Raw genomic sequence first — 23,917 nt, 5'->3', positions numbered from 1 at the left:
GGGGTGCTTCAATGACTATCGCTCTAATGGACAAGGAAATGTGAGGAATGTGACAGTACTTAGAGCCAACACATCTAATGGCACTCCCTACAGGAACTGGCAGCAGTCACCACTTACTTGTAGTTCTGCAAAATCTACTTTCAATTAATTTGGTAAATAAATATGTTGTCAAGTAGATTTTGGCGAAAAGCCCAGCGCAGAGTTAAAAAGTTGCAAACAATAGTGCAACGCAATGTAAGCGTAATTATACTTACAGCACTGTTCTTAGTAACAACAGTTTTGCCTAGTGCTGCTCAAAGGGTTGTAATAAACATACCTTCTCCAGGTTCACTTAATGCAGAAAATCTGGTACAACAAGGCAGAGCTTTGTATGAAGCTCAACAATTTGGTGATGCTGTTAAGAGTCTAGAACTAGCTGCGGCTAACTATGCTCGTAACGGAAATCAGCTAAGGCTTGCGATGACTTTAAGGAACTTGTCCTTAGCTTATCAAGAACTTGGTTTATGGACAGAAGCACGAGAGGCAATCACCAAAGGTTTCAAGTTATTAGAAAATTTAAATAACTCGCCAGAAAGTTCGCAAATCCTTGCCCAAACATTAGATGTGCAAGGGCATTTTCAGTTAGCACGGGGACAAGCTGAAACTGCATTACAAACCTGGGAGCAAGCTGCTAAGATTTATACGCAAACAGGCGATTGGGCTAAATTTACCCGCAATCGCATCGTTTCTGCACAAGCTTTGCAAATGTTAGGACTTTATACTCAAGCTAAAAAGATTCTGACCGAAGTACAACAAAGCCTTGAAAAGCAAGAAGACTCAGCTTTGAAATCTACAGGGCTGCGTAGTCTTGGTGATGTACTACGAATTGTAGGGGATTTGAATGAATCCCAACAGGTATTAAAGCAGAGTCTGAAAGTGGCTTTATCCTTGCAAGCAAATCCAGAAATTGCTGAAGTTTTAATCAGCCTAGCTAATGCAGCACAAGATCAGGGAGACACTCAAGCTAGTTTAGATTTTTATCGCCAAGCTGCTGCTATATCAATTCCCCCAAGTATGCGTATCCAATTGCTGTTGAATCAATTTAGTTTTCTTTTGAAAACAAAGCAATGGAGTAGTGCCGTCGTATTGGTGCCCCAAGTCCAGTCAGAGATTAACAAGTTACCCCCAAGCCGGATCGCAGCTTACGCTCAAATTAATTTTGCCCAAAATTTAGCACGATTAAAACAGGAAGCAAGCGGGATCGCTTTTTCATGGATAGATATTGCCCATCTGTTAGCAAAAGCGATTGAGCAGACACAAAGTCTAGAAGATAAACGGGCAGAGTCTTATGCTCTAGGTACTCTCGGCTGGTTGTACGAACAAACAAAACAATTTACTGATGCTCAATCGCTTACGCAAAAAGCTTTATTCATCGCACAAAGTATTGATGCGTCTGATATTGGTTATCAATGGGAATGGCAAATGGGGCGTTTACTTAAAAACAAAGGAGATAATAAGGAAGCGATTTCATACTATTCTAAAGCAATCGAAACCCTTCAAACTTTACGCAGCGATTTAGCTACTACTAATCAAGGAATTCAGTTTACCTTTCGTGAAAGTGTGGAACCAGTGTATCGTGAATTGGTGGAATTGCTGGTACAAACAAAAGGGAACTTAGAGCCACCGCCAGACAACCTAAGACAAGCTCGGTTTCTAATTGAAACTTTACAATTGGCAGAACTAGATAACTTCTTTCGACAAGCTTGTTTAACTGCAAAGGTAGAAATTGACCAAGTGGTTGAGCAAGACCAAAGTGCAGCAATTCTTTATCCAATAATTCTACCAGACCGCTTAGAAGTTATTTTGAAGTTGCCAGGACAAAAGGATTTAAAACATTACGCTACCAATATAGTTAAGCAAGATGTGGACAGGACTCTTGAGCAATTGCAAGAAAATATCCCTGAGCCTCACACATTACGGCTGGTTCAGTCTCTATCTGCACAGGTATACGATTGGTTGATTCGGCCTGCTGAAGCTGAACTAGGCAAGAATGAAATAAAAACATTGGTATTTGTTTTAGATGGTGGATTACGGAATATACCAATGGCATCGCTCTATGATGGCAAACAATATTTAATAGAAAAGTATGCCCTAGCAATTACCCCAGGTTTACAACTATTTGATCCCAAGGCTATACCAAAGAGACAATTACAGGCACTAACAGCAGGGTTAAGTGAAGCACGTTTAGGATTTTCAGCCTTACCAAACGTAGAACGTGAATTACAAGCAATTAAGTTACAAGTAGAAACAAAAGTGCTACTGAATCAGCAGTTTACTTCAGAGGCGCTCCAGAAGCAGATGAAATCGTTGCCTTTTAAAGTTATTCATTTGGCAACTCATGGACAGTTTAGCTCCGATGTTAATAAAACGTTTGTTCTCTCTTGGGATAAGCAGATTAAAGTTAATGAATTAAGCGATTTTTTGAGAACTAGAGAGGAGAACAAACCAGAACCAGTTGAATTGCTAGTACTGAGTGCTTGTGAGACAGCCAGTGGTGATAATCGAGCTGCTTTAGGATTAGCTGGGGTAGCTGTTCGTGCTGGGGCACGCAGTACCCTTGCCTCCCTATGGAACATAGATGATCAATCTACTTCGATACTGATGAGCTACTTCTACCAAGAATTAGCTAAAACACCTAACATAACTAAAGCCGAAGCATTGCGTCGTGCCCAACTAGCTTTGTTACAAAATCCTAGTTACCAACGTCCAAGATTTTGGGCACCCTACGTTCTTGTCGGAAATTGGCTGTAGCGATATTTGCCTGTGTTGTTGCTGTTTGTGCTTCAGGCTGACAGCAATCAAGTATTGGTTCTGTAACCAAGTTTTGCAAGTCTACAGACTCTAATAAACTAGCCCAATCGCTTACTAAGTTAGTATCCTGTTTAAAAGTGCGACGCAAATTAGCCAAAGTAGTCAAAGCATCGTACCAAATACCATTGGCAGCATAAAGAGCGACTTGTTGCTTTGGTGTTGCTTTACTTATTTGGTCTTGCACATTTGGTTTGAGCGCTAACAGTTGCACGTTTCCTTCTACAGAAGTCAGGAATTTATTATTTTGCTTGCAATAGATGTTGAAGTACCAACGATATTGCTTACCGATTTCAAGAGGTGAAGAGGTAGAGGGAAGGGTTACACCGATTATCCCTGGACTTTGTGCTAAAGATATTTTATAAAAAGTCTGAGCTTTTTCATCCTCTATTACTAATTTGGCATAAGAAGAGTCAGATGTATAAGGAACATAAAACCAGAATGTAGGGTGCTGCTGAGTCGTTAACCCCGAAACCACTCGTAAACTCGAATATTCAGGTACTAAAGCTATGAGCAACTTACTCTCAAGTTGTACATTTTGTGTGGTTTCATTTAAACAGCCACGGCTTCCACCTCCTCTGCGTTGCCCAGGGGCACCTGTATTCGGTGGCGGTGGTGGTGGTGTTTGAAAAATTAATCTATTTTTTGGTTGTTGGCTGGCGTTGCCCGTTGCGGGTTGCACCGAATTAGTCGGTTTAGCAAGCTGTGCTTGAACTGGTATCGCATTAATCAACGCTAAAATAATAGTTAAGGATAGTTTAATAGAGTTAATCATAATTAGAATTTTATAGACTCATTACTGTTAATTTGTTGAAGACGCAAGGCTACTACGCTTCCTCCAGTCATCCCTAAAGCCAAAACCGAAGGAACAAGTGGTATCCAATATCCTTGTATTAATAGGTAATAACAAAAGCCATATAAACCCATAAGTGCTGCTCCTGTTGTTAATCCCCAAAGTACGATTGTTTGGAAACACCGAGCAATTGTCCCTCCAACAAAAGACCAACTCAAAACCCATACTACTTCGCTCCAAAAAGGCAAAACCTGGAGCAAGGGCCGTCCATCCAAAACTGCACTAAGGATCTGGCTCACCATTTGAGCATGAATAATTACACCTGGCATTTCGCTCAAGGGAGTTAAAAAAATATCGCCTGCACTAGAAGCGCTAACACCAATCAGAATAATTCGATTTTTGATCAAGCTAGAGTTAACCTTGCCCGTAAGCACATCTTTTAAACTGACTTGTTCAGCAACTTGCGTTAGAGAAGGAGAAGAACGGTAATTAAGTAAAACTTGATAACCTCTATCATCAATTTGTTGATACCCGCCCATGTGCGAACGCAATTGCTTGAAGACAATTTTACCTACTTGTAACTCTCCTTGCTGAGTGTAGTTAACATTAATACCTTGAGACTGTAAGTAATGAAAAGCTAACCGCGCACTAAGCGCATAAGGTGTGGTACAAGGAGATGTAGAACTTGGTTCCATCGCTATTAAATGGCGACGGATAACATAATCTGAGTCAACTACAAAATCACTAAATCCTTGGCGTTGTAAGGAAATTTCTGGAGGTGGCGCAATACCTGGCTTTTGCTCCCCTTCACTAACTTCGCAAATCCCATAAAAGCGATCGCTGTTTCGTAAACGAGTAGCTAAATTCCTATACTTTGCATCTACTGGAAAATCTCGGTATATATCTAAACCAATTGCCCGTGGGTGATAAGAATCAAGTTTTTCTAACAGTTGCATCAGTGCCAAATCCGATAACGAGCCTTTTCTTTGTTGTTGCTCTTTTAATTGGAAATCCTCTTCGTTGATAGTAATTACTAAAATCCGCTTATCTTGTTTATCAGGGGGTCGTAGCTGCATTAAATGGTCTAAAGCCTGTAACTCCCATTTTTGTAGTATTTTTAACCAGCGTACCCCCATCACCAAACCAGCGATCGCCAAACTTAACAACAGTACTTTTTGAAAACTAAGCGGTTTAGAGTACGAGCGAGTTCTATAATTATTTAGTTGAGTTTGTCCAGTTTTGGGTTCTGGCTTTTTAAGCAGGTCTTTCCAAGTTGGTGGTATTGCTGCTGGATTTTGACAAATTATCGGTAAGCAAACTGCACAAGGATATTTATCTTCAATACCATGTAACTTTTCTCTTGATTCTCGTACTGCTAAATACAGAGACTCGCCACTGGAAAATTTTTCGAGGAAATTTTTTAAAAACTCTTGCGCCACTAAGTCTTGCACTGGCTCCCGCATCACAATGATTTGTGGGATATGCAAATCTTCTAGCTGAGATGCTAGTCCTAAACCATCACAGGAATTAAAAATAGCTAACTGCAATCCTTGGCTTACAGCTTTTTTAAGGGCATACTTAAGCTGCTCAATTGTTAAGCAATCTGTTTCATTAATATAGATATTACCGCTCTTGCCATCCTCCAGGCTTTCACTATGACCGGCAAAAAATAAGATATCCCAGTCTTGCTCCCAAAGCTGTTTATTTAACTGGCTGCGCTGTGGTTCTACTAGAAAAGTTGTTTCTGCATCTGGTAACATCTCCAATAGCTCTCGATCTTTGTCAATCAAGATTCCTTCACTATTACCTAGAATTGCTAAGATTTTTACTTGACCTGCAATAGTACTTGTCTTTGGTTTTGGCAGATATTCATACTCTGGGGCGCTTAAAGCAACTTCTGCTTTTTGGTAATCCTCAAAAAAATCCCATAAATGCCACGGAAGACGACGTAGCCAGGTGTCACTGGTTTTGATTAGTACGCGGACTGTATCATCTGACGTTAGCTGTTTAAGTAATTTCTCCTTCACTGGGCGAAAGGAATTACAATTGAGCCAACTATTCATTTGCTCATTTAACTTCTTGTTTAACTTGTGGCAGTTGTTAAGATGCTCATTAAGAGAAGTTCCGACATGAATGTTCAGCGGTGTAATGCGAAAACTTGATAAACTGCGATAGGTTGTTCGCCAAAGCTGATAATCTGCAATTATCTCTGGCTTTGAGGGCAGATAGCCTTGAACTTCTATACTGGCGCGATCGCCTTCTGCCCCAATCTCCAGTGTGACTTTTACTCCCTGGCTCAAATCACCATCTAGCTTCAAGACAACCAACTTTTGCATGATTAGGAATAGATAATCCTATGTGCTTAAATAACAAACTTCTCAGTGATATTAATATCCCCCAATTCCAAGTTAACGCTAAAACGCTCTCCTATTTGAACATTAAACTCTAATGTTACATGAGTACTACCACGACCAGCACGCGTTTCCATAACAGTAATCCCTTTCTCATCTAGCACTTTGACAATCAGATTATTGGGTAAGTAAGCTTGCTCACCGGATGGATACATTTGCAATTTCAGTTGGATTTCTACCGAATTTTTGGGTGTAAGCGTAACAACTAGTGCCAGCGATTGTCCGGGAAGTTCTATCCCCATGTCAATCAACTTACCCCGCGTCACTCCGTTTCGATAACGAAAAGCTAATTGTGGTGTTTTTGGGGCTAGAATTTCTGATATCGGCTGCCAACTTGCATCAATTATATTTTGCAACCAATAGCTCAAATTGACCTCCGTCGGCTTCCTTTCAAGTGAATCAAGATATGCAAGTAAGTCCTCAATAGTCTGTAACTCGCTAAACAAAAGTTCACCAGCTTTTACTGTTTTAGCAAACCCGATTAGAGTTGCAATTTGATGCTCTATGTCTAGCTCAACTACAACTACGCCGATTCTGTCATCCGGGACTTCTGGTGGAATATAGCAGAGATTACCAGAACTTACGGGGCGACATTCTAAGTGACCCAATCCACTCAACTTCAGGTCTGCCACATCTGCATAATAGTGCATGGCACAATTCCAACTATCGCTGGTTCTTGGATCTGTGGGAATGTTCATCATTTCCATGTAATCATTTACCGCACAGACAGCCAATGTATTAAGATATACTTGCTTTTTCTTTTCTGGTGTCACCTGTTCATCAGCAAAAAAGCGTGCTATCTTTAGCGCTGCTTGGGTAATAGCAACGGGAATGGATTTTTCTTCTAAGTTTTTAGTGCTATGAATCATAAGTTTCCTTCCGCTTTCTAGATAACCTTCTATAATAGACATCTCTGCTTTAATGCCCAATTTCGTGATACCCTTGCCTGATAGCAAAATTTCGTAAGCGGGGTAAGCATTCACGTTTATAGAAATTGGGTGCAGTTGATGGAGGTAAGTCGAATTCCTTAGCGATATTTTTCCAGGGGGTTTCTGGAGGCAGGCGTCGCAGAATCAATATTTGGCAAGTTACATCAGGTCGTCCTTTAACATGAGTACTGGCTAAGTCATTGTCTGGATCTGTAAAAGCCCATTGGTAAGTTTCTTCTAAAATTGGTGGAATATCGGCTGCTACTGGCAAGCTTTCTACCGTGTTAATTGTATTTTCAATTTCTAAGCTAGATAGGGGAACAGTCTTAGCTTGAATTTCGCTTTCTCTAGAGCGAAAATCTTTCAGTCGCCACTTGAGACAATTGTCGAGCCAGGTAATCACACTACAACTCTCTGGGTTATACTGCTCTGGGTTCCGGCAGAAATATAACCAAGTTTGTTGCAGAGCATCATTATAGTAAGGTGTGTTCTCTTTCCATAGTTTGCCCGATTTCATTACAACTTTAACTATCTCACTAAGTTTTTGCCGCCGCATCAAACTCTTTGCTGGATAAGAACAGGCTTCGGCAACCAGATGCTGGAGTTGTTGGTTTAGATTACTTACCGCGTGGACGTTTGTCATAGAGGATCTCCTGGTAAATACTTGCAGAAGTAGTCTAGAGATGCCTCTGACTGTTTAAATTTCTGATAAACGAATCCATAACTTGATGTTTAATACCTGGATTAGTAGAGCTTATTATCTAGTTATCAGACTCAACTTCAAGTTTTTCGCGGAATTCGGAAAAAATTTTCCGGCGTTGCAGAATAGAAATATGGATCGCAGGGTCAGAGATTTGCTGTCTGCGAAGAAAGTAGTTGATACTCTGCCAGAAGAGCTGAGGGCGCATATCACCAAACCATCCCAGTCCCGTCTCCTAAATCATTCATTAGTAATATAAAGTTTTGTAAAGAATGTAAGTTTTCCGCGAAAAACTTGATTTTTAAATTGATAACACAATAGGGGCATAAGTAATGCTTTTTTGTCACTTTGGAAAAATCCAATACCTCAAACGGTTATGGGGCTTTAGTTTCCACTTTTTGTCCATAAATTTTAGTTTCTAGTTAGAAAATGGAGCCTCAAATCCTGATGAAATCAAAGTCTTAGAATTGAGCTTCAATTCTTGTTTTCCAAGAGTGATATGAAATATCTTGTCAGGAGTTTAAAATGTCATTATCTCAAGAGAAAACGGATAGTAATAATCCGGGTACATTTAGTAGTAAATATTTAACCTCCTTTCAACGCAAACTACTACAAACTAGCCTACAAAAGGATTTACCTGCATCGTATTATCAGCGTATCCAAATTATGTTGCTAGCTGATGAAGGAAAATCTCAAACAGAGATTTGTCAAAGCTTGGGATGTTGTGCAGCAACAGCACGACATTGGACACACATAGCCCGAACTGGGATGGCGCATCAATGGCAAGATTGCCCCATTGGTCGCCCGAAGACTGCGAATGATCGGTATTTAGAGCGTTTGAAGGAATTAATTAATAGTAGTCCTCACGAGCATGGTTATGCTTTTCGACGATGGACAGCGAACTGGCTTGGGAAACATCTAGCAAAAGAATTTGAGATTGAGGTAAGCGATCGCCATATTAAACGACTGCTCAAACAGATGGGATTATCCACAATACTAAAACCCAGCAATTCTGAAGCAAACAGCAATGAGCAGGCTAAGAGTTCCAAAATTTTGATTGGTGATCTCAAATCAGCAGTTATTCCAGATGATTCCGAATTTTTACCTATTAACTTTGCGAAATTAGAAAAACCTTTAGACATTCATGGCGCAAGATATATCCGCTCAGTTAATAACTCTGCAACAGTTCAACAATACTCTGGGTTATTCTCTTTCGACAGAGGAATTTCAACACTGTCTTCAACAAGTTAAATTTATCAACCCGAAAGTTGGCAAGTTCTGGCAAGGAACTGATGCTCAACCAGGAATCTATATTGCGATCACTGGTAAAGTAAGGTTACTGGATAGCGCCGATGAGTTAATCGCTACTTTGGAGGCGGGAGGCTCATTTGGAGAATTTACCTTATTCCCAGATGCACAATTTCAGCCCTATACCGCCAGAGCCTCGGTAAATTTGCAACTGTGCTTTGTTCCGGGTGAGGTGTTGTGGTCATTGATGGCTAAATATCCCCAAATTCGTGAGCATTTGTGGGCTAAGGCGCTATCTCGTAATCCGCAACAGGTGAACTCGGATAACACTCCAATACTGCCATCTGACTCAAAACGGCTCCATGAAACGAAGATTTTATCAACGCCAGCAGTAAAGCCACGCGAGAAAAAGATTAGTAAAGCCTATTTTCCCAACTCCACGCAGCGAGCGGGGCATTTATTACAGTGTGTCATTCGGCGCTATCCGTTTTTTGCCCAACAGAGTGGATCGGATTGCGGTGCAGCTTGTTTAGTGATGGTGTCTCGCTATTGGGGGAAAAATTTTAGTGTCAATCGCCTGCGGGATATCGCCAATGTTGACCGTAATGGCTCATCGCTGCGGGGGTTATCGGCGGCGGCGGAAAGTATTGGTTTTTCCACGCGACCTGTTAAAGCGAGTCTTGACCAATTAGCGAAGCAAAAATTGCCTGCGATCGCTCACTGGGAAGGTAAACATTACATCGTTGTCTATGAAATTACCTCCAAACACGTAATTGTCGCCGACCCCGCCATTGGTCAACGCAACCTCAGTCACCAGGAATTTAAAGCCAACTGGACTGGTTACACATTGCTGCTGCAACCGACAGCAATGCTCAAGGATACTAAAGAGACTTCTACCCCCTTTTGGCAATTCTTTGAATTGATCAAGCCTCACTCGTTGGTAATGCTGGAAGTGTTTGTAGCTTCCTTATTTATCCAGATATTTGGACTTGTTACTCCCTTATTTACCCAGTTAATTTTAGACCGCGTAGTAGTGCAGCGTTCTGAACTAACCTTAACGGCAGTGGGGTTAGGGTTACTAATTTTTAGTTTATTCCGTGTAGCGATGACAGGGTTGCGGCAATATCTGTTAGACCACACGGCGAATAAGCTTGATCTAGCACTGATTGTGGGATTTATTCGCCATACTCTGCGCTTGCCCTTGAGTTACTTTGAGTCCCGTTATGTGGGGGATATTATCTCTCGTGTACAGGAAAACCGCAAAATTCAACGTTTCCTCTCCGGTGAGGCGTTGTCCATACTGCTGGATTTAGTCACTGTCTTTATCTATTTAGGATTGATGTTTTGGTACAGTTGGAAAATGGCGTTACTGGTGTTGGTGATTGTACCGCCTTTTTGCCTGCTGGCATTGATTGCCACACCTTTTTTACAAAGGATTTCTAGGGAAATCTTTAATGCTGTTGCTAATGAAAGTAGTTATTTGATTGAAGCTCTTTCTGGTGTACGAACAGTTAAATCTACAGCAGTGGAACAGACAGTGCGTTGGCATTGGGAAGAGTTATTAAGTAAGGAAGTAAAAACTAACTTTTCTGGGCAAATTATCAGCAATCGCCTGCAAATATTCAGCAACACAATTGAAGCAGTGGTAACTACCGCTTTGCTATGGTTTGGGGCGTACCAAGTGATTCACAACGAGTTAACCATTGGGCAACTGGTGGCATTTAATATGCTGCTGGGAAATATTATTAGACCCTTCCAACGATTAACAGTTTTGTGGAATCAATTGCAAGAAGTGGTGATTGCGGTGGAACGGATTAATGATGTGTTGGATGCGGAACCAGAAGAGGATTTACAGCATCAGGCGCGGCAATCTTTACCGCCCGTTCAAGGTAACATTCGCTTTGATAACGTGACATTTCGCTATCATCCCGAAAGCGATATTAATGTTTTGGAAAATCTCAGTTTTGAAGTACATAGCGGGCAAATGGTTGCCTTGGTGGGACGGAGTGGTTCAGGGAAAACCACGATTTCTAAGTTGGTTTTGGGGTTATATCCTCCCACAGATGGCAAAGTCTTGATTGATGGGCAGGATATTGCCAGTATTTCGTTGCGTTTTCTACGCGAACAGGTTGGGGTAGTTGACCAAGATACCTTTTTGTTTGGCGGAACGATTCGAGAAAATATTAGCTTGGCACATCCTGGGGCAACTTTGGCAGAGATTATTGAGGCAGCGCGACTAGCGGGTGCTGATGAGTTTATTAAAAAGTTACCTATGGGTTATGAAACCCAGATTGGTGAAGGAGGGGGGATGTTGTCTGGAGGACAGCGACAAAGAATTGCGATCGCAAAGGCGTTATTAGGCAATCCCAAGCTGTTGGTTTTGGATGAAGCGACTTCCCATCTGGATGCAGAGTCAGAAAGGATTATTCAGACGAATTTAAACACAATTCTCAAAGGCAGAACCACCTTAGTAATCGCCCATCGCCTTTCAACTGTGCGGAATGCAGATTTGATTTTGGTGCTAGATCGCGGCGTGTTGATTGAGAGTGGAACTCATAAAGAGTTAATGGCGAAGCGCGGACATTATTTTTATCTCAATCATCAGCAGATGGATGTTGCGGGGTGAAAGAAGAGGACAGTTCGGATAAGACTTGATCCCCCCACCTGCGGCGACCCCCTTAAAAACAGGGTAAAGATCAGAGAAAGCCCCCCTTTTTAACAGGGGATTGGGGGGATCTCCGATGTCCCCACTCCCAAAATCCCAAATTGATATCAGGAAAAATCATGCCAAACACATTAAATGGAAAGGGTGAAACCCAAATTTATGAGGTAGGACAGCGCAAGGAAGTTTTGACGGAGCAAACACCAGCCAGATCAACTGATGATTGGGCTTACGCAACCAAGGATTTACTTGATAGTTTGCCCCAGGTTTGGACAAGAGGATTGCTATATTTTTTAGTGGTGTTTGTGTCGATCATTTTACCTTGGGCGATGCTATCTAAGGTGGATGAAACGGGTACGGCAAGAGGGCGACTTGAGCCAAAGGGAAAGACGGTTAGATTGGATGCTGCTGTAGCAGGTACTGTTGCTGAAATTCGAGTAAAGGAAGGTGATTCAGTTAAAGCTGGGCAAACTTTATTGGTATTAGAATCAGAATTAGTTAAGGCGGAATTGCGACAGGCACAGGATAAATTAGAGGGACAATTAAACAGACTTTCTCAGTTAAATTTATCTAAAAGCCAGTTAGTTGTATCTTTGACAACTCAACAGCAACAAAACCAATCACAACAGTTAGAAAAGCAGTCTCAAATTGACCAAGCGCGACAGAATATGAATGCTCTTAGGAATTCCTATGATCTACAAAAAGACGAAAAATTATCTCAAGTGAATCAGGCACGGCAAAATCTTGAGCATAATCAAACTGCTAATAAGTTAGTAAACAGTAGTTTGGCAAGTAGTGAGCGAGAAGTTGAACGCTATCGGAGTCTTTGGCAGTCAGGAGTTGTTTCAGAAACTAATGTTGTCCAAAAGCAAGATATAGCTAAAGACAGGCAACAGTTATACGAACAAAATAAGTCAGATATTCAGCAGGCTAAACTACGTTTGGTAGAACAACAGAGTAGTTATGAGCGGACTATTCGGCAAGCAAATGCAGATATTGAGCAGGCACAGTTGCGACTGAAAGAGCAGGAAAGGAGCTATCAGACTTTGACTCGTTCTGGTAAGCTGGCTGTGCTAAAAATCGACGAACAACAGAAAAATTTGGAGACAGAAATTACTACGCTTCAAGCAGAAATTGCTCAAAACAGGAGTCAAATTGTCGCGTTAAAGTTTCAGTTAGGACAACGCGAGTTAAGAGCCAACGTAAATGGTAGAGTGTTTCAGTTACCGATACAACGGGCTGGGTCTGTAGTGCAGTCTGGAGTAATGATTGCGGAGATTGCACCCCAAGGTTCGCCTTTAATAATTCGGGCGCAAATGGCGACAAATGAGAGTGGTTTTTTGCGAAAAGGATTGCCAGTAAAGGTAAAGTTCGATGCTTATCCGTTTCAGGATTATGGCGTGATGGAAGGAGAATTGTTAGAGATTTCTCCTACTACCATAGAGGTGGAAACACCTAATGGAAAGGTGGCAGCTTATGACTTGGAAATTGCCCTAAAACAAAATTGTATTCCTTCGGCTAATAAATGTATTGCCTTGCGTCCTGGGGATACAGCGACAGCTGAGGTGATTGTCCGCCAGCGCCGGATTATTGATTTTCTGCTTGACCCATTTAAGCAGTTGCAGCAGGGTGGGGTGAAATTGTAAAAGTTTCACTATACCTATATATTCCTAGACCTAAGCTACTAGCCCCTTTCGTTTGAAAGCAAAGCGGAAAGATTAGTATGCCACTTTTATTTTAAGTCCACCTAGCTAATTTAAGAGAAACATCATGTCACAATCTATTAGTGTTACCAATGAGGATATTCTTCAACAAGTCAAGCTATCCTGCAAAATTCCTGAGATAGTTGAGCAGATTGTTAGCCGCAATGTAATTATATCTGCTGCTGAAGAAGCTGGCATAAAAGTAGAAACAGAAGAATTACAGAAAGCAGCAGACTTATTCCGCTTAATGAATAAACTCACCAGTGCTGAGGAGACATGGACTTGGCTGGAAAAACATAGTTTGTCTTTAGATGATTTTGAAGAAATTGTTTACAGTGATGTCGTTTTCGGAAAGTTAAGTCAACATTTGTTTACAGATAAAATCGAACCGTATTTCTTAGAACATCAGCTAGGCTACACTAGCGTGGTGATGTATGAGATTGTATTGGATGATGAAGACTTGGCAATAGAACTTTTCTATGCTGTTAAGGAAGGTGAGATGAGTTTCTATGATGTGGCTCACAAATATATCCAGGATACTGAGTTACGCCGAAAAGGAGGATATTTAGGGATAGTGCGCCGCCAAGATTTAAAGCCGGAGATTTCTGCTGCTGTCTTTACTGCTACGTCACCTCAGATTCTTAAGCCGATAATGACTTCTAAGGGATTACATCTAATTTTAGTGGAAGAGATTATCCAGCCAGAATTGGATAACGAACTGCGTCAGCAAATTCTCACTGAATTGTTTGATAAATGGATTAAACACCAAATTGAGGAAACTAATCGGATTAAAAATGTATAGCAGTCCTAAATCATTTGTGAAAAAACAAAGTATATTTGTAAATCCTTCTTCCCTATTCCCTATTCCCCATTCCCTATTCCCTGTTCCCTACCTCAACGAGAAATTTCACAACTCATTTAGGATCGCTATATAACTGTATTTCCATTAACAAGCTAGAGCTATTTTAAACCAACAAAAAAATCAGCATTTCTCGTTTGGTTTAGTTTTCAATACTCAAAACAATGCATAAATCTTTAGCAATGTTGTTTTTCGTCTTCTTTCCCATTATAGCGCAATACACTTCACCTAAGCCCAAAACCCTGATGTAGAGACGCGATTTATCGCGTCTTCAAAGACCAATTATCTACGCCAATAACCTTAACTGAACCGTATTGCCTTATAGCGTTTCCTAAGCAACTGAAATAGACCAAAATCTTGCTTACCAAGGTTAGTAGCTTTGAAAACTTACCTTACTAGATCGGGAACCGCTATAACGCCTGTAACAGCCTGATATCCTTTAGTCTATTACCTTTCCCTCTTTCTCCACATTTTCCTAGAGGATTTCTTCTTGAACAGGACTCCAAATCCTAGTATAGAACCTAAACCGAGGATGGTGGAGGGTTCTGGGATGGGGACACCATCATAACGCCCCCCGACTAGCAGCGGACCAGCATCTCCAACCTCTAGTGGAGCCGTTAAATTTGGTTCAGTAAGGGTTTGAGCGACAAAACGCGTCCCCAAGGGAATGACTCCTCCTGTAAAAGTAACGCGTGGGGCTCGGAAAACCTCTCTAGAGTCCCCCAAGATAAAGTTATTATCAACTTCAATATTGGCAAAAAGGTTAGATATGCCAATCTGTCCATCTCCATTCACATCTGCCCAGATTACCTCGTCATCAACTTCATCGAGTTCAGGAAATAAAAACAGCTCTATTGTAGTGATATCTAGTCCTGTACCCTCATTGAGAAAGTTTTGTTGACCGCTGATATCAGGTGCATTCCATACAAGAACCGTACGGGGGGGATTCACGCCAATTCCGAAATTGCGGGAAGGGAGATTGGGATCGGGAGTTGTCAAAACGGGTTCGACTAATATAGCAGCAGCCGCTGGAGCTAAAGAAAAAAGACTGCTGAATGCCGCACTAACAACGAGCGTTCCTATGTTTTTAGTATTCATGACTTTAAAGAGAGAAACGTATAAAGCAACATCGTCAATAATACTTAATTTTGACAACTATCAAAATTAAGTATTTCCTTATTCCCAAATAAGCATTGAAGGCAACAATTCTGGAGATGCTAAACGTAAGAACTGATACCCTACGCCTGCTATACCTCGGAAAAAACTAGAGGTAAAAAGCCAGTCTTGAGGACTGAATCGAATGGCACTAAGATAACGGCAAACCTATTATTTATAAGGCTTTTGGGTGTGGGGTGTAGGGCAGGGCAAACGCATCTAAATTACTCTTGATCACAACGAAGGTTAAGAAGGAACGAAAAAATCAGGATTTCGCGTTTGATTATTTTTTAAGCCCCGAAGCGATCGCCTAAAACCTTAGCAATAAGCAAGAGTTAATGACATTATTTTTGACTCTATTGATAATATAGTTTGCTTATTGACATGATGCGGTCGCCCTGGGGTGTAGGGAATTAAGAAGATATTATTCTCTTTGACGCACTAAAACTCAATTTTCTTAAACACTACACCCTATACCCTACCCCCAATACCCTGTCAGCAAGGAGATTTTAGCTTTTCTTAGTGCTATTCAGGACTGAATCTTTGAACCAGTCTTCTGATTCATTGAAGCTTTTAGCCACAAGAGACATTAAGTTATCAGCATCGATGAGAATTGGATATTCGCTGCTAGCGATGAGATTAGTCTTGTGGCATTCACTTGCTCCTAAGATAGACCTATCCTACTATTCTAAAAATCCCTACTTTTTTTCGTAAAATGTGCTTGAAAGCCTTGATTTTTCGTTTTCAATTCTCAACAAGCTTAAGGTTTTTGGCATAAATATTATTAGTGGGATAGGTTCATCGATTCCACTGAAGACGTTTGTTAAGTTTGTCTTCTCTTCCCAGGAGTTTACACCAATTTCTGAGACGTTCTTTCATGGATATTCTTTACGATGATTACCCTAGAATATACAAAATATATTCTAGGGTAATCATTGCGCCTCAAATAGTGTTTAGTAAGTTACTAAATTAGATGAGAACGCAGGTACATTAAGAAAGAGTTAGACCTGAGTTCCGCAATGAGTACACTCAGCGGCCATGAGTACAAGTCCCCCTCTTAGTTCAAGTTCATTGTCTTCGAGGTCGTTGATGAAAGTTTCATAATCGCCAAACAATTCAATACCAGCTAGTTTGATGTCATTAACTACGATGTTAGCCATTTGATTTTTTCTCCAATAATGAATTTGTGCCGTTAAATAAGAATCAATTAGTATTTCTTGATTCCTGCTATCATCATAATTTAAATTAATTGAATACGTCTATATTTTTCCTATTTTATTAGTACATGAATAAAACCATTTATGTCACTATTAGCCAGTAGATGAACAAAAGTATTTACAGTCATTGCGAACAAACGGTTTGCGGAGCATTTAGTAAAGAAGCAATCTCAACTGCAAGGAATTGCTTTATTCCTCTTCGCTGCATTCGCAATGATATTGGTAAAAATAGTCTAATAAAAAGGCAATTAAAACTGAATTATAGTCTAATACGGTTCAGTTAAGGTTAAAAACTGAATCGGCACGGTTGGTTTAAGGAACGAAACCCAACATTATCAAGCCTTTGTTGGGTAAGCCTTACGCTCAACTCAACCTACTATTCTTCTTAACTAAACCGTATTGAATTATAGTCTGTTATAATGACATAAAACTGAAATACTTATGTCATTATAAATTTTAAACTTGAACAAAAAACATAACAAAATCAGCCCAAGAGGAATCTTGGGCTGAAATATAACAATTATCAACAAACATATTCGTATCAGTTGCCCAATTCTACCTGCCTGTAAATATCCTCTGAGTTAGCATTTAAATAAATACGTTGCAAATCAATCCCCAAAGTGCAAAATTGCTCACAAATAGCCTGCATCCGCCCCTCAGTTGAATCATTCCGTTGATGCCAAGCCGCCAGCAACCCATTTGCTACAATCTGACAGCGATTCATGCCAAAACTTTCTTGAACAGCAAATTTTTTGTCTGGTTCTTCTGCCAACCCCAACCCTAATGCTAATTGTTTGGTAAATAAAGGAATTTCTGGTTTAAAGTGTAATTGATGTTCTTGATAAACACTTTTTAAAACTTGCTTAACAATTTCATAGTCTCTCTTGTCAAAGTAAAGCACCCCTGAATCATAGCGTTGGTATTCTTTGGAATTGTACAAAACCTTAAAGCTGAAGGGAATTACTAACTCATTCAGTCTTTGTGTTAAACTCCCCATCACTGCAACAGCACCTTCAGGAGTTACATTGATGTAAATTCTTACAGTTACAGGCTGAATCTTTACATCTTCCATACGACTGAAACCTGCATTGCCAACTGCCATGTAAAAGCCATTCTGTACTCGATTTTTCGGCATCTTGATAGCGATAGAATCGCCTACTACAGATGCTTGTTCAACAACTTGAAGATGCTTATTCGGTTGAATATGCAGTCTCAAACCGTTTTTAGTCACGGCTAAAGTGCCATCACTTTCTTCTCTTAAAACAGACCAACCAGGGTCAAAGTAGCCCTCTCCAAAATTACTTTCATGCAATCGCTTATAAAATCCTACATCTACCCCTAAAACAGTATTATTCTCCAAATCTAAGGGCAAACCATTTCCCTCTCCATCTAGTGCCAACATACTTCGCATAGAACCGTTGTAATAGATACCGTAAAGAAAACTCCGCAATTGCAGACTTAGATATTTCTGTTGCATCTGGGTTGGCATCTTCTGAAAACGTTCAACTGCCTCAGATGGTAATTCCAAAGGTTTATAATCTGGATGATGGATAGAGAAATCAGATTTTATCTCGATTTTCCGAACAATATCTTGCAAAACATTCAGTAATTGCCCAGTTAAACCAGTTTCTACCTGAGTTTGAGGAGAATTTAATAGTTGCATAACTACTTATTTAGTAATAACAAAATAATTTAAACAGCAGAACTACTCAGGTGAGTTAATTCAACAGCAGCAGCGCCAAAAATTGTTGGCATCGATTGTACAGGACGGTTTAATAACGCCTTCGCAACCTGAAGCATAGCAATCCCTATATTGCCAAAAGATTTTTGATATTGAATCATTGCCTGAATCTGTTGAATTAAAGCAAAACCTGTAAATTGCACTACCCGTTGCAAGAAATCAGGGCGGTATTCTAGAATTTCTGAAAAAGTGTTTAAATAAGCTTGGGTTAATGTAGCAATTGAAGGCTGAAGTAGTTCTAAAGGTGTTATTGCCAAGCGTAGAGACTCTTCAATACTCAAAGAACTACTGATAACCAAGCTACCCAGCCAGATTTGTACATAGCTGCCAATAAGTGTTCCTAAATCAAAAGCTGGATCTCCCCAAGTCGAGCGTTCCCAATCAATTAGCCGGACAATATTGTTACTGGAATCCTGCCAATCTTTGTACAGGAGAATATTATTTAGTTTCAAGTCATTGTGGGTAAGGCAAGAAGGGGTTACAGCATTACCTAATTCAGCGATTGCCTGCCCCAAGCTATCATAACGTTGGTATAGAGCAAAAAATTTTAACCCATCCCCAGGAACTAAACCAAAAATTTCTGGTTCAACCCGTTCTAATCTCTGAACTAAATGTGATATTTGATCAGCTATTAAATTATCGGAATTTTTAGAAAAGAATTTCTGGTATTCTTGGCAGTTGAAAGTATTACAATGGATCATCCCTAAAATATTACCAATTGCTGTAGCAATTTTTGTAGAAAATATCTTTTCCCTAGTATAGAAATCCATTAAATCTCGATAATCATCCAGATATTTAAAGATAATAATGGAATTCTCGGCATCAAAATGCATTACCTCTGGTAAAAACGAGCGGTAGTTACCAAGGTTTGGAAATCTTTGTAAAAACTCTTGAATTCGCCACTCACTTAAAAATTCACCAGCCGCTTTCCCTTCCTGATTGTGTCGTTCTTGTTTAACAAAAAGCTTGCGGTCGTCTGGTAGACTCAGTAATAAATTAAAGTTTTTGGCTGTAAGTGGTTCTACCTTGCTGGGAGGTTGCTCAGACTGATTACACAGCCCTTGTTCAATTAAATAATCGAAAACATTATGAGAATTTAATAGAAATGTCATAAGCTTTGAATTTATCAACTAGGTACTACTTGTATATCAGCCAAAAATCATTATTTCTTGGTAACAGATGATTACGACAACGATAAAGCTTTGATGCCACTAGAATCAGTCAGCTAAGTTTTCAATAATATACCATCGCGTTTTTATTATGCTTAAATGTAGTTATATTTATCCCATATCTTACTTAGAAAATTGAAAATCCTGTTTTTAAACTTACTTTTTTGCACAGGATTGGATTTTAGCCGTTGTACTAAGCTTGCTTTATTACAATCATATTGTTCTAATTAGACTTTTATAGCGTTTCCTAAGCAACCGAGGTACACCCAAATCTTGCTCACGAAGCTTAGTAGCTTTAGAAACGTACCTCACTAAGTCGAGAACGGCTATAAGTATTTCAACTAATAATAAATATAGTATATAGTTTATTCACTTTTTTCAAGATTATAATTTCTAGAAAAAGGACATAAATAGTACAGTTATGGATTATAAAAAGGTAACTTAGGTATTGAAAGCATATTGAGGATAAAATGTCTATCAAGCAACGCTAAAAAGTGGAAATTACAGTACACAAAATGGTAATAATTTTAATTAAAACTTTAACTTTAGCTATATAATTGTAAGTTTTTTAATCTACTTACTTGTATAATTTCCGCAAACTATTCAAATCTGCTCTTGTTATTAAATTCAATATTTAAAATGGCTAGCAAAATTGAACCAGTTATGTCCTAAAAATTATAAGAACAGGGCAAACGCATCTAAATTATTCTTGACCACGACCAAGATTAAAAATCAACGAAAGAATTCAACACTTCTCGGTTAAGAGCAAAAACAAGATAAAGTGTAAGGGTTCAGGTCTAATATTTAGGAAGCAGAGATGGGCGAGACAGATAATTATTAGAATTAGCCAGCAGTGCTTGTGCAAAAAAGTCAATCACAGACCTACCTTGACGACGACAGGTTTGCATCACTGTTAACAGATGGGCAGTGTGTCTAAACCTGTCCATTGAACGGGAGCCACCACTAACTTTAAAGCGCCTTTTCCACCTCATCAATAAACAAGACACAAGGTGCGATCGCGGATGCTGTTTTCAGTGCGCGTTTAACATTACCTTCGGATTCGCCAACTAGTGAACCTAGAAGGGACGCAATATCGAGTTGCAGAAGTGGTAAATTGAGTATGCTAGCGATGTTTTTGGCACAGTGAGATTTTCCTGTTCCGGGTGGGCCAGCCAGCAATACACCTTTTGGTTGGGGTAACGAGAGACTTCACGCCTCTTGCGTGAACAGCCGCCGCCGCCTCATCAGCCACTCACGCAGAAGATCCAAACCGCCGAACGGGATTATTGCAGGTTTCCCTAGTTCGATACCCATTTGAGACAGTAGCCGAGTTTTGTACTCGACGGCTTTGGGGATAAAGTCAGTGTCAACTACGACACCATCATTAGTTAAGTTTTCTTTGACTGTTAACCGAAGGAAGTCGCTAATCTCCTCCAGGGTTAAACCCAGTGCTGCACGAGAAAGAGTTTCAAATTCAGCATTTTCAAGCGTAACAGTAAAGGTTAATTCTTGCTCCCTAGCAGACTGTTGTAAGTCGTGCAAATAAGAATTGAGATGAAGTAGTATTTGGTCAATACTAGGTAAAGGAACTTCACAATAAGGAATCAATCTGACTAGGGATTCGTGTAATTGTATGTTCTGACCCAACAAGACAATGCGTTTATCTGTGGGTTTTAACCTGTGGTAAAGGTTTTTTACCTTGCTTAAAATCTCCCATGATAACTGAGGTGAATTCTTAGCAATGAAGGGGTGAATATCTCCAAGGATAAATACACCATTCCCACTAAAGTTAGCAATGTAGTCGAATACAAATAGTAGTGGATCGGACTGTAGAGGTCTTTTGTACTCTGCAACTGGCTTAAACACCAATCCCCCATCTGCTGCAATTAAACATTGCTCCAAGGTTGATACCCCCAGATTCCAGAAGAACACTGGACTTGAGAGCTTGCTAAATGCCTCTATAGTCAGCCACTGAATAATCGTCGCTTCATCGGGCGACAGAACATCAACCGCAGCAATGGGGATTTGTGAATCGAGTGTGGAGAGAAGATTTGAGAGTTTCATGTCAATTATTCAAATATTTCACTTATGAAATGGCGAAGCCTTTATGATCAGCAGTTACCAGCCGAGTTAAGACTGGTAACTGATGACTGATTACTGACGCAAACGTGTTTGATTACTGTTCGTAGTCCGAAGTTGTTGGGTTTGGGCTTCATCTTTAAACGTGCGATCGCTCTCGCTGACAGCTCCAAGTGCTTCCTCAAAGGGTTGCGTAGCCGATAAACAACTCAACCCTTCAAATCCCTCAGCCTCTACACGAACTTCACCTGTAGCAGTGTCGAAATGAATCAAAACTGAACGTTCCATATTTATCTCCGTGCAAATTGTTTAACTTCTTGATGTCCGGCAAAGGTTAGGCGTAGGGTTTGCACGCTTCCGTTAGTTTCTTCAGCGATCGCACATTCCCCAAATTGCTCTTGTAACTCGGCAGCTTTAGCTCTCACCAAACGTTTACCGTAAGCCAACATCAACTTGTTACTAAAGAAGTCTTGTCCCAACTTCGGAACTGTTTCATAACTGTCGTGGATTACCTCGTACACGCCGTTTGACTGATTCCACTTGAATCCGATGTCTGCACGAGCTTTTATGATGCGACCAGATACGATGATTTCAGCGCTTTGTCCTTGAGAGCCGCCGTAGTATCCTTTTAGTGATTGTGCTGTTTCATGTACTTGCGGATTCAGTTTCAAATCTTGTAAAGCTTGTACCAGACATTCACAGTTAACAAGCTTGGTTTTAACTGTTGAGAAATGTGACATTTTTAGCTCCAAGGCTTTCAAATTGGTTTGAGAAATAGTACGGATGCGATATCCTTTTTGGGTTATTCTGGAAACTACGTATTAAATCCATTAGTCTTGAGCGATATACCCTCGCCCAAGACTGTTTTTTACCTAAACTTGAAAGACATGACCGTAGCTTTCGACAATCCCACGTCGCCAGTCGCAAGTGATTGTAGATTGCGTTGTTCATCCAGCAACTTGGCGCGGATAGAATCCATCTTTTGCTGCAATTGACTGCGCGTATCAGAACCAAGATTTTTAGACTCAATCGCTGGATCGTTAACGATAGAATCTAAGTGTGCCATCATCGCCTCCAAGCTACTGCCTGCCTCCGGTGAAGCGTTTGCCAACAGCACTTGAACCTTCATCAGATGACGCTCCATCTTCTTTTTAAACTGTATGGGTTTCCTCCCTGGTTCCCAATCGGCTAACTCTTCTAGCAACTGGGCGGCGAGTTGTTCACCGCCAGCGATCGCTGATTCCCGTAGCCTTTGCTCCAGATTTTGGTCATACTGCTGAATGAACTTGGTAATCTGGTCTAGACACTCGGCTTGTTGCTGATTGAGTTGCTCAGAGAGGGCAGGGATAATCACCGGGCGACCTATAATGACTTGCAAATAGTCTTCAAGATCGGTCAGAGTCGGGAATGCTCTTAACAAGTTTGCTTTTACAGATTCTTGCTTATCCTGTGCTAATTCCCAGGTGTTAAGTGAGAGGAACTGGTCAATGCGCTCTTGGTAATCAACCAACCCAGCTTCATAATCAGCTTTTAATTGATTACGCAGTCCAGGGGCGATATTATCTCTGATATTGATTAACTGATTCCAAACAAGTGGAGCTAAATCAATCGGACAAACCCAATCGCCAGTATCAGCAGACATCCACTCTTGAACCGAAGCAATCTCTTGACGCAATTGGGCAGCAGCTTCATCCAACTTCTTGAATACCTTAATACCACGCAAACCGACTTCGGAATTAGTGACTTTCACAAGGTCTGATTCAATTTCAGAAACTTCAGCTTTTAAGACATCTGCCCATTTAGGAGCAGCAGACTTTGTACTTTTCTTTAGCTGAATGCGAAACCGAATACGGGTTTTATTTAACTGTGAGAAATTGTGGCGCTCGACTACTGCATCAGTTAGGAAATTCGCAGCAATAGGGTTGTCGATTGCTTGTACCATGATTATTGACCCCAATCATTATTTTTCACTTTCAATTCAGCGAAGCTTTCTTTGTGACTATTTGAATGTCTTTAGTAGCTCTATAGATTACTTTTGTAGAGCTTTTTTGTAGCTGAATATGTCTTTTAATGACTGGTGGTTTATGTATTGACATGGCTTAAAATAACTGAAGTTGCTGTGAATTATCCTGTGCCAAAGGCTTGTTATAAGTCATGCCTTCGACTTCATAACAGCGAGTCATAAGTTTGTTTCGATTTAGCCGAAAGCTGGCTTTTTTTCTTTGATTTGGCAGAGGGAGAAATAGATACTGTGGATGTTGGATGCTACCCTCATCTCCCAAGTATCGACAATGTGTACCATTAATTTGGTAAACTTTTGATGAGCTTAATAGTGTCGCGTCATACACTTTAATTAAATTTGTTTCCATCTGATTAGTATTGAAGTAGAGTGTGCGATAATCTT

At 40.3% G+C, this 23,917-nt stretch carries 17 protein-coding genes and 2 pseudogenes; 5 read left to right on the top strand and 14 right to left on the bottom strand.

What is annotated here, in order from left to right; translation table 11 throughout:
• Positions 1–162 precede the first annotated feature (162 nt).
• The gene (locus H6G96_RS31115; RefSeq protein ID WP_190916814.1) at positions 163–2,790 is read left to right on the top strand and encodes a CHAT domain-containing protein; all 2,628 of its coding nucleotides are present in this window, start codon (positions 163–165) and stop codon (positions 2,788–2,790) included.
• On the opposite strand, the gene H6G96_RS31110 is transcribed toward H6G96_RS31115, so the two are convergent.
• Genes H6G96_RS31110 through H6G96_RS31095 form a run of 4 tightly spaced genes read right to left on the bottom strand, consistent with a single transcriptional unit; the run spans position 2,732 to position 7,623 of the window.
• Positions 2,732–3,622: a DUF928 domain-containing protein gene (locus tag H6G96_RS31110; RefSeq protein WP_190916812.1), complete on the bottom strand. Its 891-nt coding sequence runs from the start codon at positions 3,620–3,622 to the stop codon at positions 2,732–2,734. The two genes, H6G96_RS31115 and H6G96_RS31110, sit on opposite strands and share 59 nt — an antisense overlap.
• Before the next feature lie 2 nt (positions 3,623–3,624).
• Positions 3,625–5,976, bottom strand: a complete 2,352-nt coding sequence (locus H6G96_RS31105; RefSeq protein WP_190916809.1) for a CHASE2 domain-containing protein — start codon at positions 5,974–5,976, stop codon at positions 3,625–3,627.
• A 26-nt stretch (positions 5,977–6,002) separates the two neighbouring features.
• Positions 6,003–6,920, bottom strand: coding sequence for a DUF1822 family protein (locus H6G96_RS31100; RefSeq protein ID WP_190916807.1), 918 nt, complete (start codon positions 6,918–6,920; stop codon positions 6,003–6,005).
• Between the two features lie 49 nt (positions 6,921–6,969).
• On the bottom strand, positions 6,970–7,623 hold the full coding sequence (locus H6G96_RS31095; protein WP_190916805.1) for a sigma-70 family RNA polymerase sigma factor: 654 nt from the start codon (positions 7,621–7,623) through the stop codon (positions 6,970–6,972).
• A 582-nt stretch (positions 7,624–8,205) separates the two neighbouring features.
• Here H6G96_RS31095 and H6G96_RS31090 point away from each other — a divergent pair.
• The 4 genes from H6G96_RS31090 to H6G96_RS31075 all read left to right on the top strand — a co-directional run bounded on the left by H6G96_RS31090 (position 8,206) and on the right by H6G96_RS31075 (position 14,095).
• Positions 8,206–8,931, top strand: coding sequence for a helix-turn-helix domain-containing protein (locus H6G96_RS31090; RefSeq protein WP_190916803.1), 726 nt, complete (start codon positions 8,206–8,208; stop codon positions 8,929–8,931).
• Complete coding sequence (locus tag H6G96_RS31085) at positions 8,825–11,554, top strand: peptidase domain-containing ABC transporter (RefSeq protein ID WP_190916801.1); 2,730 nt, start codon at positions 8,825–8,827, stop codon at positions 11,552–11,554. Before H6G96_RS31090 ends, H6G96_RS31085 begins: the two co-directional genes overlap by 107 nt.
• 158 nt (positions 11,555–11,712) lie before the next feature.
• Positions 11,713–13,236, top strand: a complete 1,524-nt coding sequence (locus tag H6G96_RS31080) for an HlyD family efflux transporter periplasmic adaptor subunit (protein WP_190916799.1) — start codon at positions 11,713–11,715, stop codon at positions 13,234–13,236.
• A gap of 124 nt (positions 13,237–13,360) precedes the next feature.
• On the top strand, positions 13,361–14,095 hold the full coding sequence (locus H6G96_RS31075) for a peptidylprolyl isomerase (protein WP_190916797.1): 735 nt from the start codon (positions 13,361–13,363) through the stop codon (positions 14,093–14,095).
• A gap of 504 nt (positions 14,096–14,599) precedes the next feature.
• Here H6G96_RS31075 and H6G96_RS31070 read toward each other — a convergent pair.
• The 10 genes and pseudogenes from H6G96_RS31070 to H6G96_RS31020 form a co-directional block, all read right to left on the bottom strand.
• Positions 14,600–15,307, bottom strand: coding sequence for a PEP-CTERM sorting domain-containing protein (locus H6G96_RS31070; RefSeq protein WP_190916794.1), 708 nt, complete (start codon positions 15,305–15,307; stop codon positions 14,600–14,602).
• Between the two features lie 1,001 nt (positions 15,308–16,308).
• Positions 16,309–16,467, bottom strand: coding sequence for a hypothetical protein (locus tag H6G96_RS31060; RefSeq protein WP_190916792.1), 159 nt, complete (start codon positions 16,465–16,467; stop codon positions 16,309–16,311).
• 598 nt (positions 16,468–17,065) lie between these two features.
• Positions 17,066–18,187 (bottom strand): T3SS effector HopA1 family protein, encoded by a 1,122-nt coding sequence (locus H6G96_RS31055; RefSeq protein ID WP_190916790.1) that lies wholly within the window; start codon positions 18,185–18,187, stop codon positions 17,066–17,068.
• A 29-nt stretch (positions 18,188–18,216) separates the two neighbouring features.
• Positions 18,217–19,377 carry a phosphotransferase gene (locus H6G96_RS31050; protein ID WP_190916788.1) on the bottom strand — a complete coding sequence of 387 codons (1,161 nt, stop codon included), beginning with the start codon at positions 19,375–19,377 and terminating at the stop codon, positions 18,217–18,219.
• An 854-nt stretch (positions 19,378–20,231) separates the two neighbouring features.
• Positions 20,232–20,405 (bottom strand): annotated as a pseudogene (locus H6G96_RS31045) (IS66 family transposase); the annotation flags it as partial.
• A gap of 1 nt (position 20,406) precedes the next feature.
• Positions 20,407–21,498 (bottom strand): annotated as a pseudogene (locus tag H6G96_RS31040) (AAA family ATPase); the annotation flags it as partial.
• A 90-nt stretch (positions 21,499–21,588) separates the two neighbouring features.
• Positions 21,589–21,801, bottom strand: a complete 213-nt coding sequence (locus H6G96_RS31035) for a DUF2997 domain-containing protein (protein ID WP_190916786.1) — start codon at positions 21,799–21,801, stop codon at positions 21,589–21,591.
• Positions 21,802–21,803: 2 nt separating this feature from the next.
• On the bottom strand, positions 21,804–22,253 hold the full coding sequence (locus H6G96_RS31030; protein ID WP_190916785.1) for a DUF1257 domain-containing protein: 450 nt from the start codon (positions 22,251–22,253) through the stop codon (positions 21,804–21,806).
• A gap of 128 nt (positions 22,254–22,381) precedes the next feature.
• Positions 22,382–23,455: a hypothetical protein gene (locus tag H6G96_RS31025; protein WP_190916782.1), complete on the bottom strand. Its 1,074-nt coding sequence runs from the start codon at positions 23,453–23,455 to the stop codon at positions 22,382–22,384.
• 157 nt (positions 23,456–23,612) lie between these two features.
• On the bottom strand, positions 23,613–23,917 hold a 305-nt coding region (locus H6G96_RS31020), incomplete at its 5' end, for a hypothetical protein (protein ID WP_242063463.1).

The organism is Nostoc sp. FACHB-892, assembly GCF_014698795.1.
GTDB lineage: Bacteria > Cyanobacteriota > Cyanobacteriia > Cyanobacteriales > Nostocaceae > Nostoc.
This window is presented reverse-complemented; position numbering and strand designations above follow the sequence as displayed.

Bases quoted from the DNA above. Each gene is read 5' to 3' on its own strand.
- H6G96_RS31115 (WP_190916814.1), top strand. From the start codon at position 163: ATGTTGTCAAGTAGATTTTGGCGAAAAGCCCAGCGCAGAGTTAAAAAG.
- H6G96_RS31110 (WP_190916812.1), bottom strand. From the start codon at position 3,622: ATGATTAACTCTATTAAACTATCCTTAACTATTATTTTAGCGTTGATT.
- H6G96_RS31105 (WP_190916809.1), bottom strand. From the start codon at position 5,976: ATGCAAAAGTTGGTTGTCTTGAAGCTAGATGGTGATTTGAGCCAGGGA.
- H6G96_RS31100 (WP_190916807.1), bottom strand. From the start codon at position 6,920: ATGATTCATAGCACTAAAAACTTAGAAGAAAAATCCATTCCCGTTGCT.
- H6G96_RS31095 (WP_190916805.1), bottom strand. From the start codon at position 7,623: ATGACAAACGTCCACGCGGTAAGTAATCTAAACCAACAACTCCAGCAT.
- H6G96_RS31090 (WP_190916803.1), top strand. From the start codon at position 8,206: ATGTCATTATCTCAAGAGAAAACGGATAGTAATAATCCGGGTACATTT.
- H6G96_RS31085 (WP_190916801.1), top strand. From the start codon at position 8,825: ATGGCGCAAGATATATCCGCTCAGTTAATAACTCTGCAACAGTTCAAC.
- H6G96_RS31080 (WP_190916799.1), top strand. From the start codon at position 11,713: ATGCCAAACACATTAAATGGAAAGGGTGAAACCCAAATTTATGAGGTA.
- H6G96_RS31075 (WP_190916797.1), top strand. From the start codon at position 13,361: ATGTCACAATCTATTAGTGTTACCAATGAGGATATTCTTCAACAAGTC.
- H6G96_RS31060 (WP_190916792.1), bottom strand. From the start codon at position 16,467: ATGGCTAACATCGTAGTTAATGACATCAAACTAGCTGGTATTGAATTG.
- H6G96_RS31055 (WP_190916790.1), bottom strand. From the start codon at position 18,187: ATGCAACTATTAAATTCTCCTCAAACTCAGGTAGAAACTGGTTTAACT.
- H6G96_RS31050 (WP_190916788.1), bottom strand. From the start codon at position 19,377: ATGACATTTCTATTAAATTCTCATAATGTTTTCGATTATTTAATTGAA.
- H6G96_RS31035 (WP_190916786.1), bottom strand. From the start codon at position 21,801: ATGGAACGTTCAGTTTTGATTCATTTCGACACTGCTACAGGTGAAGTT.
- H6G96_RS31030 (WP_190916785.1), bottom strand. From the start codon at position 22,253: ATGTCACATTTCTCAACAGTTAAAACCAAGCTTGTTAACTGTGAATGT.
- H6G96_RS31025 (WP_190916782.1), bottom strand. From the start codon at position 23,455: ATGGTACAAGCAATCGACAACCCTATTGCTGCGAATTTCCTAACTGAT.